This is a genomic window from Empedobacter sp. UBA5528 (assembly GCF_002426075.1).
Taxonomy (GTDB): domain Bacteria; phylum Bacteroidota; class Bacteroidia; order Flavobacteriales; family Weeksellaceae; genus Empedobacter; species Empedobacter falsenii_B.
The window spans coordinates 1-13,312 of record NZ_DINY01000049.1 but is presented as its reverse complement, the minus strand read 5'-3'; the positions used below and the strand labels follow the sequence as shown (position 1 = coordinate 13,312).

Genomic DNA, 13,312 nt, shown 5'->3' with positions numbered 1-13,312 from the left:
TTTTGAAACACTGGCTTTTCCTTTAATAAAGATGTATTCGTATTTAGAATTATTCATAAAATACAGTTCTACATTAGGATTGGCTTCAATTTCATCATTTTTCAGTGAACGAACATCACTCAAAAACCAGAGGTTACCAACCTCATCTACTTTTTGAAGAGCCATTGGTCTACTTGTGGTATTACCGTCAATATTAGTGGTAAAAAAGCAAGTTTGGGCAGTTTCAGCAATAGATTTTATCTTTTCAATGGCTTTATTTCCGCTCAAATTTTCTGTCGGTGACTGTGCATTTCCCATAATTTTATTTTTTTATTTCTGAATTGTGATTAAAACAATTTTTCTCCTCATTGATATGAAAAGTAAAATTTGTACAAACTATAATGTCATTGCTATCAAAATGTTTTACAATGCCATTTTTTTCCATCGTTACAACCCAACATGAATTTTGATGCATACCATAATCAATTATAAAAATAGTATGGCCTCTACCAATAGGGGTATCAACAAGTATTGTAGGACTAAGTTGTAATATCATTCGTCTAAATTTTATATTTATATCACGTTAAACATTTTATTATGAAGGAACCTTCCTTTCTTCTTCACGGTCCCAAATACGATGTAATTTCATTACTTGAATAAAATCCACAATCCACTTCTCATTTTCATCTTCTAAAATCACTCCTCTATCAGGTTTCACAAACGAATTATCCATTAACGAACCTGCACCTTTAGCAAATGCTAATATTTTACAATGTCTGTAAGAATCATTAATAAATTCATAATAATCTGGATTAGATTTTAAAGATTCAATTGATTTACCTGATGGTGTATAAACGGCATCATAACAAACTGAAGGATCTGTAAGATAACTATGGGAAATATTTTCTTTACTTCCTTCTTCATAAGTTAGCTCACCTACTTTAGATGAAATTAATACCGCTTGAGCTCCCTCTTTTTCCAATGCTTTTTTTAATTGATCTACACTTTTTTTAGAAACACCATTATCCACTAAAAAGGCTACTTTTCTAGTTTTAATAGTACCTTCACCTTCTTTTACTTTCATACTCAGTGCATCAGATGAATTTATTTCTTGTTTTTTAGGCTTCAGAGGATAATTGGGATGATTTTGCCTTGCAAAACTTAATGTAAGTTCATCCAACTTTTTTGGAGGGATAATACCAAGACTATCTCCTACTTTTTGCGCTAAAGTTTTATCAATTTGAAAAAGAATAGCCACTTGTCGCTCTCTAATTTTTGGATCAGAAACCTTACTCAATTCAAAACTAAAAGCATCTATAATATGTTGTTTCTCTGGTTTGGATTGAGAATTAAAAAACAAAGTTGCTTGCGAGAAATGATCAGCAAAAGAATCAGATCTAGCCCTTACTTTCTTCCCTTCTACCTTTTGTTCATGAGATTGAAAACCTTCCTCTCCCTTTAACATTGCATGATATGGGCAACCAGAAGCTTTGCTGTTAGGAAAATAACTTACACCTCCTTTCAGTATATCAATTCTCCCTGTTCCATCTTTTTGATTATTATGCTTTTGGTTTAATGATCTATTAATAGGTATTTCATGGAAATTTGCTCCACCTAATCTATAATTCTGTGTATCCATATACGAAAAAATACGACCTTGCAATAAAGGATCATCAGATAAATCAATACCTGGGATAATTCTTCCAGGGTCAAAAGCCACTTGTTCAGTTTCAGCAAAAAAATTGTCGGGATTGCGGTTAAGGGTCATCGTTCCAATGATTTTTACAGGAACTAATTCTTCTGGAACCAATTTCGTAGCATCCAAGATATCAAAAGAATATTTTAATTCATCTTCTTCAGGAATTAGCTGAACACCTAAATCCCACTGCGGAAAATTTCCTTCATCAATAGCTTCCCATAGATCTAGACGGTGAAAGTCAGAATTAAATCCTGATATTTTTTGAGCTTCATTCCACGCAACAGAATGCACTCCTAATTTAGGTTTCCAATGGAATTTAACAAAAGTTGCTTTACCTTTCTCATTAATCAATTTAAATGTATGTACACCAAACCCCTCCATCATTCTAAGGCTTCGAGGAATTGCTCGGTCAGACATCGCCCACATTATCATATGTGCAGATTCAGGCATTAATGAAATAAAATCCCAAAACGTATCGTGCGCTGAAGCAGCTTGGGGAATTTCTTTATCTGGCTCTGGCTTAACAGCATGTACTAAATCAGGAAAATTCATAGCATCTTGTATAAAAAATACAGGAATATTATTACCTACAAGGTCAAAATTACCATCTTCTGTATAAAATTTAACTGAAAAACCTCTTACGTCTCTAGCTAAATCAGTAGAACCTTTGAAGCCTGCAACTGTTGAAAATCTAGTAAAAAGAGGTGTACTTATCCCCTTTTGTAAAAATTTCGCATGGGTAAATTCAGATATATCTTCATGAATCTCTAATATTCCATGTGCACCACTTCCACGTGCATGAACTACTCGTTCGGGAATACGCTCTCGATCGAAATGAGCCATTTTATCAAAAAAGATATGGTCTTGTTGTAGAGAAGGCCCTCTATCTCCAACTTTTAAGGTGTTATTATTATCATAGATAGACACACCATCATTAGTCGTCAATTTTTGATTCGAATTATCAATTGTAAATTGACTCATTTGTTCTGATTTAAGGTCTGATTTTTTTGATTTTTTCATATGCTAATATTAATTAATGAATTAGAATTGACGAATAGAACGTAATAAGAAAAAATAAAATCAACACAAAACTTATAGCTTTATTGTTATTTATTTATATTATACATAAATTTATTATGACATAAATCAATTAGAGTGCCATTTTTTTCTTAAAATGATAAAAAAGCACCTTTATAAAAACAATAAACTATTTAAATAACCCCTTGTGAATTTTAAATAATTTGAGTTTTTAGATTTTTAATATTTCAATTAAAGTAATTTTATTAATGTACTGAATCACTATTAGTGTAGTAATTTTAGCTGGAATTCTGGTTTTAAACCTTTCAAAAGTCGTTGCATAATTGCGTCTAATCATAAACTGATCGCATAGTTGAGATTTATATCATTCAAAAAATGAATATCATAAACAGATGCGGGATTGATATCAATCCCCTGGAAAACACCAGCTAAATTTCAATAGATCACATGGATCATTTAAAGGAAAAACTCCATATGAAATACTGAAATCAATACTAAAATAATTATATTTATTGTCTACGAAGTGATGAAATACAACAATAATAACCCTGCATTATAGTTTCTCCCATTCCATTTTGCCAGAAGTAAATAACAAACTATAAGAACAACAATAATAAACATTGTTCTTGAAACTATATACCAATTTGATATATAAATTTCTTTCGCTTTGCGCTTAGCAATTGTTTTGTAAAAAATGAAAATGGTTCTATTATAAATCCTTTATAACAGAATCATTCTTATATTAATATTTTTGATTTATATACACTTCTCTGTAAATAGCTAATCTTTTAAAAACATTTTAAGAATCTTATATGCAAAATTTAGATCTATTAGCTTAATAGCATACTAATAACTGATAGAATCACTTTTAACAATTAAAAGTCTATGTAGAATATTTGAATTTAATCTATAATTGTTAAATGTTTAAGATTATAATAAATAAAAATCATCTATTTTTTCTTCACATAAAGTTTTGATTACATGTATCCATGAATCATTATCATTTAGACATGAAATATACTCATAAGCTTCTCCCCCATTATCAATAAATATTTCTTTTCCTTCCATTGCTATTTCCTCTAGAGTTTCCAAACAATCAGATACAAATGCAGGGCAAACAACTGCCAATTTTTTTATTCCTTTTGATGGTAAAACTTTTAAAGTAGAATCTGTATATGGCTCAATCCATTTATCTTTTCCTAGTCTAGATTGAAATGAAACAATTGTTTTTTCGCGAGATAAATTTAATTTTTCTATAACTTTTTTTGTTGTCTCAAAACATTGATGACGATAACAGAATTGATGACTTGGATTAAATTCTCTATCACAACAGTCACTTAAATTACAAGTCCTTGTAGGATCTGTTTTATAAATATGTCTTTCTGGGATACCGTGGTAAGAAAATAACAGCCCATCAAAATCATTCGAAAACTTGTCTTTTATACTTTCAACAAGACAATCTATATATATATCTTTATTATAAAATGGTTCCACATAATTTATTTTAACAAATGGAAATTTTTCTTTTCTTACTTTTTCTGATTTCTCTACTACAGATTCTGTTGTACTCATAGCATATTGAGGATACAATGGAAATAGTACAATCTTATTGACTCCTTTCTCAACTAGTTTAGAAATTCCATTTTCTATACTAGGTTCAGCATATCTCATTCCTATTTCAACAGGTATATCAACAATATTTTGTAATTTATTTTTTATTTTTTCAGTAATGACTATTAAAGGAGATCCCGCATCTGTCCAAATTTTCTCATAAGCTTGTGCGGATTTTGATGGTCTTGTATTTAGAATTATTCCTTTTACTAAAAGTGTTCTTAGAATCCAATTATAGTCAATAACTCTTTCATCCATTAAAAACTCTCCAAGATATTCTTTTACGTCATTTACGGATGTAGATTTAGGTGATCCTAAATTAACTAATAATATTCCTTTTTTACTCAATTTATTTACTTTTATGGTTACTATTTTTTTTTAATAAATAATTAAAAAAATGTATAAACATGCAACTCTATTTACAATTTAAATGAAATTTGTATATTAATGCATTACAACATTTACAAATCGGAAATATTTATAATTGTTTTATAACAATCAAAATACTCTTGTCCATAAGTGTTTTTATTATTCATTATTTTTAATCTAAATCTTTGATAGAAAGTTTTTACAAACCTCACTTTTACTAAAGACAATAAGGTGATTAATTGAATCCAGCTTGAAATTTCAGTATGGATGTAGATACTTTGTAGTGAAGTTTTGATATTAATTCTTCAAAAGCAGAAAATGTGGAAAAATATATTATAATCGTTTAATATTTTAAATCATTATTATTCTTTCATTTTACTCCTTGAATGCTTCGTTAAAAATGCTTAAAACTCTGTTTCGAGCAAAATTATGAGGAACTATAGGAGAAGGATAATCATCAGTTTCAAATTCTGAGACCCACTTTTTGATGTAAAGAGATTCTTTATCAAATTTTTCTGTCTGAAGAGTTGGATTAAAGACTCTGAAATAAGGTGCCGCATCGCATCCTGATCCAGCAACCCATTGCCAATTACCATTATTTGCAGACAAATCATAATCGTTTAGTTTTGATGCAAAATAAGCCTCTCCCCAACGCCAATCTATGAGTAGATGTTTGCATAAAAAACTTGCTGTTATCATTCTTACTCTATTATGCATAAAACCAGTTTGATTAAGCTCTCTCATTCCTGCATCTACAATAGGATAACCTGTTTTCCCATCGCACCATAGCTTAAATTCCTGCTCATTATTCCTCCACTTAATAGCATTATACTTTGCCTTAAAAGGTTGGTGAACAACATATGGAAAATGATAGAGTATTTGCATAAAAAATTCTCTCCAAATTAATTCATTTAGCCATGTTTCATTTAGCTCTATCGCTAACGCAACACATTTTCGTACACTAATCGTTCCAAATCTAAGAGCTATACCTAATTGGGTCGTACATTGTAAAGCAGGATGATCCCTATATTTATGGTAATTTTGAATAATTTCCTTATCTAGCTTTGGCTGTTTGAATAAAATTGATGTTTTTAAAAAACCAATTTCTTTCAGTGAAAGAATCGTTTTGAATTCTGTTTTCAAAAATTTACTGTAATCAGGCTTATAACATTTATAATCTTCTGTTTTCAAAATTTGTTTCCATTTTTTTGCATACGGCGTATATACTGTATAAGGAGAACTATCTTTCTTTAAAATATCTTTCTTGTCAAAAATTACCTGATCTTTAAATGCTTTAAACGAAATGTTATATAACTTAAAATAATTGTAAATCGAAGTATCTCTTTTAATTGTCAAAGGTTCATAATCACGATTACAAAATATAGAATGAATAGCAAACTCTGTAGAAAGTTGCTGAAAAATTTTGAAAGGATCACCATAATATACATGGAGACTTGTCCCAAAGGATTTTAATTGATCATTAATATTTTGAAGCGCTTGATGAATATAATCCACCCTCCTATCTTTCTTGTCATCCAGTTGTCGTAGAATATCTTCATCAAAAATAAAAATAGGTAACACAGGAATTCCAGATGAAAGAGCGTGGTACAGCCCAACATTATCTTCTAAACGAAGATCTCTTCGAAACCAAAAAATGGAAATTTTATTTTTCATTTAAAAATGGATTATCATTTCGATTATGTTCTACCCAAATCAAATTGGATATATCATAACCAATTTCTGAAGCTAATGCAAGAAAGTTTGTTTTAATATTATCTGGAATATCTTTCGTCCTAGATAAAATCCATAAGTAATTTAGATTTTTACCTATAACCAATGCATATTGATAGTTTTCATCCAAAGCAATTACGTTATATCCAGCATAGAAAGGTCCAAAGAAGCTTACTTTTAGCTTTCCTATTTGCTTACCGTCTCTAAATTTTGCTTTACCTATAGCTTGCTTCCATACTTGTTTATCCTTATTAAATCCGCTATTTGAAACTACCAGATTTCCTTTTTTATCAAAAGTGTAGTTAGCGGAGACATTATCCAAGTTTTTCTCGAAACGAAAATCTAAACGAGCGATTTCAAACCAAGTACCTAAATATCGATCAACTTCAAAATTTCGAACAGCTTCTGCCTTTTTAGGAATAGAGGAACATGAATTGGAAAATATTAACAATCCTATACAAGCTGTTTTCAATAGTATTTTATTTTTCATTTTCATGAGATTTTGATTTAAATTTTTTAAAAAAATAGAGAACTAAAAGAAATTGCGTATATCCATACACAGCATCTTCTATTGGTATAGTTCCCATTCTGATTCCCAAAAAATCATCAGGATTATAATTTACAATTGGCGACTCTAATCCTGTACCTGTTAGAATACCATTTACAGGAAAGAAACCAAGCATAAGAATAGTGAAAACAAACGAAGCTTTTCCTATCCAATCTACACGACGAACAAAATGTAAGTAGAATAAAACAACCAATGTTATAACAGCTGTTAATAGGGTATAAATTCTATCATAATATAGTAAAGCGACGATTGAACAAACAATCAAACTAAAAAAAACAATAAGGTTATTAAAACTCGAAAGCCAATCTAATTTAAAAAATTTATCAAAACAGAAATAGGTAAATACACATGAAAACGGAATACAAATAAAAAATAACCACTCTTCTATGGGTAAGCCTCCTATTACAAAACCAAGTGTATAATCAGTATTAAACCACCATACACCCAAAGATGTAAACCAAATATCCCATGCTATAAATGGAATAGCTACTACACATGCAGCTTTTATAAATGAACCAAAATGACGGTTAAAAAGAATACGAGAGTCAAAGGATGATATGAAACAAATGATTATTGTAAAAAATAAAATCAAAATATACGTATATGACATCATTTTTGTGCAGAATTAAAATACATTTTAAAATATTTGAAAGGAACATAAAGAAATCCAAAACATTCTCCATTTTCTTTACTAAGGTGTTTATGATGTTGTTTATGAGCCCTTCGTAGCGCTAGAAAATAAGGATTTTTTACTCGACTAAAACATTTCAGTCGTTGATGAATAAAAACATCATGCACAAAAAAATACGCCATGCCATAAAGCATAATTCCTACCCCAACAAAAAATAAGTAATTATAACTATTGAGCGAACCAAAATACATCAAAGCAATAGTCGGAATCGCAAATATCACAAAAAAATAATCGTTTTTTTCAACTGATCCTTTATGGCTATGGTCATGATGATCTTTGTGGAGAAACCATAAAAATCCATGCATCACATATTTATGAATAAACCATGTAACAGGCTCCATAAGCACAAATACTAGCAACACCAAAAATAAATTCATACACCTACTTATTAAATAATTTCTTTAATACGTGCTGACGATAATCAAAAATATTATTCAACTTTTTTTTCACCAAAAGAAAATGAACAATATTTCCAAAAATTCCAAAAGGAAGCTCATATTCTACTGTATCTTTCATGAAAACTCCATTTTCATTAGGAATAAATTCATGAAAATGTTTCCAATATTTATATGGTCCTTTATGTTGAAAATCTGTAAAACTTTGCTGTTGCTCTACTTGAACAATTTTTGTCTGCCATTTTAGAGGAATACCTAATAGTGGTGAAACGGTATAATCGATGAGCATACCTTCAAAAATTGGCTGATCCTGATCTTCTGACAAAACTGTAAAAGCCATATCTTTAGGTGTAATTTCCGAAAGATTCATTGGAGAAGAAAAAAATTGCCAAGCTGTATCAATATCACAATACAACTGTTGTTCTCTATACAAACGGTACTTCATCACTTATTCGTTTAAAATTTTTTCAATATTTCTACGCAAATTTATAGACGTTATTTTACGCCTGTTTTCTGATAAAATTTGCGTATCTTCTTCAACCTTTGAATAGTAGTTCAAAAATGAGGGTGCGTTTTTTTGTACTGATAATCTAATAAACCTCAATTCTAAATTTTCAGGTTCTATACGTATAGCCTCCTCTATATTCTTTTTACCTTTATTAAAAGTTTTAAGCTTATTTAATGGATTAGACACATGCTTGGAATTAATTGTTTGAGCACCACCTAAATAACCCAAATAAATAGCAGATTTATTTTTTATATCGTCCAATTCAACTATTACATTTGCACATAATTCTTTGTCATTAGATAACTTAGCATAATTAGCCCTTAGCTCTTCTAGAACTACCTCAGTGTGATTTATAAAACCTAAAAATCCCACCATGAGAAACCCTAACATTTTAATCATAACCAAGCAGCTTTATATCTTATGTAACTTTTAAACGCAACAAAAACTTTTTCAGAATTAGCTATTCTAATTCTTCCATTTAAAATTTCTTTGGATGATTTTTTTTGATCTTCTTAAACAAAGAAAGATAGTATTTATATGCTAGATAAACACCAAAAATTGAAGAAGCTGGAAGTTTTTTAATCCCAATCAACGCTTCATCAAATTCTTCTTCTATTTCTTTTTCAATTGCGTATTTTATCTTATTATCAAAACCACTTATATCCACATTCGGAAAATAAGTTCTTCCCAAAATATGATAGTCCTCTTTCAAATCTCGAAGAAAATTAATTTTCTGAAAAGCAGAGCCCAATTTCATCGCATAAGGTTTTAATTCTGCATACTTATCTTTATTACCATCTGTAAAAACCTGTAAACACATGAGTCCTACTACCTCAGCAGAACCTAAAATATAGGTTTTGTATAAGTCCGAGTCATATTCTATTTGTTGCAAGTCCATTTCCATACTACTCAAAAACTGATCGATAAGCTCTTTATCAATCTTATAATTATTTACAGTCTCTTGAAATGATTGTAAGATGGGGTTAAGCGATATCCTCTCATTTAATGCATGTAAAGTTTCTTTTCTCAATCTTTTTAAAAGCTTCTCTTTGTTATATCCATGAAAACTATCTACGATTTCATCTGCCAACCTTACATAACCATAAATCGCATAAATAGCCGATCGAATAGAAGGTTTTAAGGCAAGAATACCCAAAGAAAAACTTGTGCTATATTTTTGAGTTGTCATCTTACTCACCGAATAAGAAAGCTCATCAAATAATTGTTTCATATAGAATTACTTTTTTATTTTGTTGATCTCATTGGCCACTATTTTACCGGATATAATAGAGGGAGGAACTCCTGGTCCAGGAACAGTTAACTGACCGGTATAAAATAAATTTTTTAGCTTTTTATTTCTTATTTTAGGTTTTAATACTGCTGTTTGATTAAGTGTATTAGCCAATCCATAAGCATTACCACCATAAGCATTATAATCTGACACAAAATCTTTGACACAATAACTTCTTTTAAAGTCAATTTTAGATTGCAAATCTACAACACCTGTATGCTTTTCTAATCGTGAAAGCATTTCCATTAAATACTTCTGACGCACAAATTCATTGTCATCTATTCCTGTTGCAATCGGCATTAGCAAAAACAAATTTTCTTTCCCTTCTGGTGCAACAGAATGATCAGTTTTTGATGGACAACAAGCATAAAACAAAGGTTTTTCAGGCCATCTTTTCTTTTCGTATATGCTATCTATATGTAGATCTAATTCATGCTCAAAGAATAGTGTATGATGTTTTAAATGCGGAATAGTTTCATTAAAACCAAGATAAAAAATCAGACAAGATGGAGCAAATGTTCTTTCTTCCCAATAGTCAGCCGTATAATTTCTATATTCTGCGTTCAAAAGTGTTTCTGTATGATGATAATCAGAAGAAGCAATCACTTCATCAAATTCATAGATTTCACCATTTATTACAAGTGAACTTACACTTTTATCTTTTACATTTATTTTATCAACATTACAATTAAAATGAAAGTGCGCCCCTTGTTCTTCTGCTACTTTTTTCATTGCTAATACCAGCTGATAAAAACCTCCTTTAGGATAATAAGTACCTAATACATAACCGCCATAATTCATCAAACTATACAATGCAGGAATCTTTTCAGGAGATGCGCCCAAAAATATAACTGGGAACTCCATCAAAGCTCTCAATTTCTTATCTTTAAAATATCGTGCAACATATGCTCTGAAATTAGAAAGTAAATCCAATTTCAAAGCATTTTTAGCAATTTTAATAGATACAAATTCAGTCCAATTAGTACAAGGTTTATGTACAAAATCCTTCATTCCTACTTCATATTTAAATTTGGCAGATTTCATAAAGTTTTCTAATTGAAAACTAGCTCCTTTCTCTATTTTTTCGAAGGTTTCTTTTAGTGCTTCAAAATTTTCAGGTACATCTAATTTTTCGTTAGAAAAAATCATCTCAAATTGAGGATTTAACGATATCAATTCAAAAAAGGAAGAAGTGGCATAACCAAAATCCTCAAAGAAATCTTGTATAACATCTGGCATCCAATACCAACTAGGTCCCATATCAAATACATAACCTTCTTCTGTTTTTAATTGTCTTGCTCTTCCGCCTGGCTGATTATGTTTCTCAAATACATGTACTTCATGTCCTTCTTTTGCTGTATAAGCAGCAGCTGATAAACCAGAAAATCCAGATCCAATAATGGCTATTCTTTTTTTCATATCTCGTTTTTAACTTCCTTTATATGTAGAATAACCATAAGGAGATACAGTCAATGGTACATGAAAATGCTTATTCCCTTTAATACGAAAAACAATCTCGATAAAAGGATAAAATGTTTGCAATTTTTTACTATCAAAATAAGATTGAATATGAAATACGAGTTTATAAACACCGTCATTATTCTGACCATAAGGTAAAAAATTCCCTATTCTACCATCTTTATCTGTTATTTGTGTACTTACCTTAGTCCACGAATTGTCCACATTCATTTTCTCTAATGTAACTGAAACAGATGGTGCAGGTTCTCCTGTAGAGTTATCTAAAATATGGCTGGACAATTGATACGTTTTCGTTTGCGAAAAACAAAACAACGAACAACAGATAAGTAGAAAGAAAAATATACTCTTTTTCATACTAGTTGTATTTAATTAATATGTTTGTAAGCCTCTTTTAATAGAGATTCTGTTTCAAAATTCTTTTCATAGATTGCTTGATGAAATTCTTCGAGTTTATGAAGTAGATTTATTAATTCCATTTTTTCAACATAAGTTAAATTACCTGCTACAATTTGTGTCGCAAGCCTAATTTTATCCATTTGTTCTTCAAGAACTTCTAAACCTACTGAACTAATTTGAATAACTTTACTTCTTTTATCCAGCTCAGATGAAGCTTGATCTACCCAACCTTTAGCAATTAATCGATTTATAATTTGCATCCCTACTGGTTTTTCATGCACATTTTTCTTTATCAAATCCATTTTTGTCATCTCCCCAAATGCCTTTAAATTGATTAAGTAAATAAAATCTTCTTGAGATGAAAAATCCGATCCTATAATAGCAGATTTTGAATAACTTTTCGCATACCTATTCATATGAACAAGTAATGTACTTATAACACTTTCAGGCGATCTCATTTTCTCTTTTCCGATCCAATGAGGAACATCACAAGAACTTTCTAGATGATTATTTAAAATAATCCACTTTTTAAAATCATCAATAGAAGCATTAGCATTACACGTATTTTCTTTTTCAAACTCTTCTATTAAATCAACTACATCTTTGATTAATTGGAAATTCATATACAATATTTAGTTTACAAATATACTATTTTAAAACAAATAAAGAATATTATTATACTATATATTAAAAATAATATCCGAGCTTATTAAAAAACAATGTAATTTTATATGTATAATTCTAACTTATCAATACTTCGGCAGACTCGTCACAAGCAAGACTTGGCTGTAAACCTCTCTACTAAAAATATTCTCATTTCACTAAAGATTTTAAAAACCCTACGGGCTAAAACCTTTTTAACGTTATTCAAACATTTTCTTAACGTGAGAGTATTAATGCCGGTTTCTTCATCCTCTTTTCTAATTCAAATTCGTTGTCATTTCGATTCTAAATCGTTGGGTTTTTATAATTCGTTATTTATCGTCTAAGTCTTCGATACAACGTTTTGCAAACGCCACTCTGACTGACGATAATAAGAAGCTGAACTGAATTCAGCTTGACAATTTGGTTTTTTATTTAAAAACAATTTGATTGATGTCATTCTAAGCCTGCCAAAGAATCTCTTCTTTTCATTTTTATTCATGAGTTACTAATTGTTTTTAAATGAATTCATATACCCTTCGGGGAAGTCTTGACACAAAAACGAAACAAAAAAGATGCCGACAGTAGTCTCTCAATGATTCAACTAAATAAATTATTTCCATAAAGTTGATAACTCACTTCGTTCAGACACCTCAACTTTTTTTATTCCAATAATTTAGAATTGAATTGCATTTCGATCCTAAATCGTCGGATTTTTATCATTCTTTTTTAATATTCAAATTCACTTTTAACAACGGGTTTTGTCATTCGTTATTTATCGTCTAAGTCTTCGATACAACGTTTTGCAAACGCCACTCTGACTGACGATAATAAGAAGCTGAAATGAATTCAGCTTCTCAATTTATTTTATATTTTCAAAAATACCTACTCCTCTTCTCCACTATTTTTCATCGC

13 protein-coding genes and 2 pseudogenes are annotated in these 13,312 nt (G+C 29.9%); all 15 read right to left on the bottom strand.

Features of this window, described 5'->3' with window-relative positions; all coding sequences use genetic code 11:
* Positions 1 to 297, bottom strand: a 297-nt coding sequence (locus B4L98_RS11170) for a pyridoxamine 5'-phosphate oxidase family protein (protein WP_291078232.1), incomplete at its 3' end; no start/stop codon positions are given.
* A 4-nt stretch (positions 298 to 301) separates the two neighbouring features.
* Positions 302 to 535, bottom strand: coding sequence for a hypothetical protein (locus tag B4L98_RS11165; RefSeq protein WP_038330331.1), 234 nt, complete (start codon positions 533 to 535; stop codon positions 302 to 304).
* A gap of 39 nt (positions 536 to 574) precedes the next feature.
* Positions 575 to 2,698 (bottom strand): catalase, encoded by a 2,124-nt coding sequence (locus B4L98_RS11160; RefSeq protein ID WP_291078231.1) that lies wholly within the window; start codon positions 2,696 to 2,698, stop codon positions 575 to 577.
* A gap of 212 nt (positions 2,699 to 2,910) precedes the next feature.
* Positions 2,911 to 3,074 (bottom strand): annotated as a pseudogene (locus tag B4L98_RS14755) (IS982 family transposase); the annotation flags it as partial.
* 572 nt (positions 3,075 to 3,646) lie between these two features.
* Positions 3,647 to 4,675 carry a ferrochelatase gene (gene hemH, locus B4L98_RS11150; protein WP_280050373.1) on the bottom strand — a complete coding sequence of 343 codons (1,029 nt, stop codon included), beginning with the start codon at positions 4,673 to 4,675 and terminating at the stop codon, positions 3,647 to 3,649.
* 396 nt (positions 4,676 to 5,071) lie between these two features.
* Positions 5,072 to 6,370, bottom strand: coding sequence for a cryptochrome/photolyase family protein (locus B4L98_RS11145; protein ID WP_291070010.1), 1,299 nt, complete (start codon positions 6,368 to 6,370; stop codon positions 5,072 to 5,074).
* Entirely contained in the window at positions 6,360 to 6,917 is a 558-nt protein-coding gene (locus B4L98_RS11140) for a lipocalin family protein (protein WP_125350630.1), read from the bottom strand. The genes B4L98_RS11145 and B4L98_RS11140 overlap by 11 nt, the downstream gene beginning before the upstream one ends.
* Positions 6,907 to 7,608, bottom strand: coding sequence for a lycopene cyclase domain-containing protein (locus B4L98_RS11135; protein WP_291078230.1), 702 nt, complete (start codon positions 7,606 to 7,608; stop codon positions 6,907 to 6,909). Before B4L98_RS11135 ends, B4L98_RS11140 begins: the two co-directional genes overlap by 11 nt.
* Positions 7,605 to 8,063 carry a sterol desaturase family protein gene (locus B4L98_RS11130; protein WP_221855914.1) on the bottom strand — a complete coding sequence of 153 codons (459 nt, stop codon included), beginning with the start codon at positions 8,061 to 8,063 and terminating at the stop codon, positions 7,605 to 7,607. The genes B4L98_RS11135 and B4L98_RS11130 overlap by 4 nt, the downstream gene beginning before the upstream one ends.
* Before the next feature lie 4 nt (positions 8,064 to 8,067).
* Positions 8,068 to 8,526 carry an SRPBCC family protein gene (locus B4L98_RS11125; protein WP_291049436.1) on the bottom strand — a complete coding sequence of 153 codons (459 nt, stop codon included), beginning with the start codon at positions 8,524 to 8,526 and terminating at the stop codon, positions 8,068 to 8,070.
* A 3-nt stretch (positions 8,527 to 8,529) separates the two neighbouring features.
* On the bottom strand, positions 8,530 to 8,988 hold the full coding sequence (locus B4L98_RS11120) for a hypothetical protein (protein WP_125350626.1): 459 nt from the start codon (positions 8,986 to 8,988) through the stop codon (positions 8,530 to 8,532).
* A pseudogene (locus B4L98_RS11115) lies at positions 8,985 to 9,820 on the bottom strand (phytoene/squalene synthase family protein). The gene B4L98_RS11120 and the pseudogene B4L98_RS11115 overlap by 4 nt, the downstream one beginning before the upstream one ends.
* A 6-nt stretch (positions 9,821 to 9,826) precedes the next feature.
* Positions 9,827 to 11,299, bottom strand: a complete 1,473-nt coding sequence (locus B4L98_RS11110) for a phytoene desaturase family protein (RefSeq protein ID WP_291049429.1) — start codon at positions 11,297 to 11,299, stop codon at positions 9,827 to 9,829.
* Positions 11,300 to 11,308: 9 nt separating this feature from the next.
* The gene (gene uraH / locus B4L98_RS11105) at positions 11,309 to 11,713 is read right to left on the bottom strand and encodes a hydroxyisourate hydrolase (RefSeq protein ID WP_291049426.1); all 405 of its coding nucleotides are present in this window, start codon (positions 11,711 to 11,713) and stop codon (positions 11,309 to 11,311) included.
* Positions 11,714 to 11,724: 11 nt separating this feature from the next.
* Entirely contained in the window at positions 11,725 to 12,378 is a 654-nt protein-coding gene (locus tag B4L98_RS11100) for a MarR family winged helix-turn-helix transcriptional regulator (RefSeq protein ID WP_135836425.1), read from the bottom strand.
* Between the last annotated feature and the right edge of the window lie 934 nt (positions 12,379 to 13,312).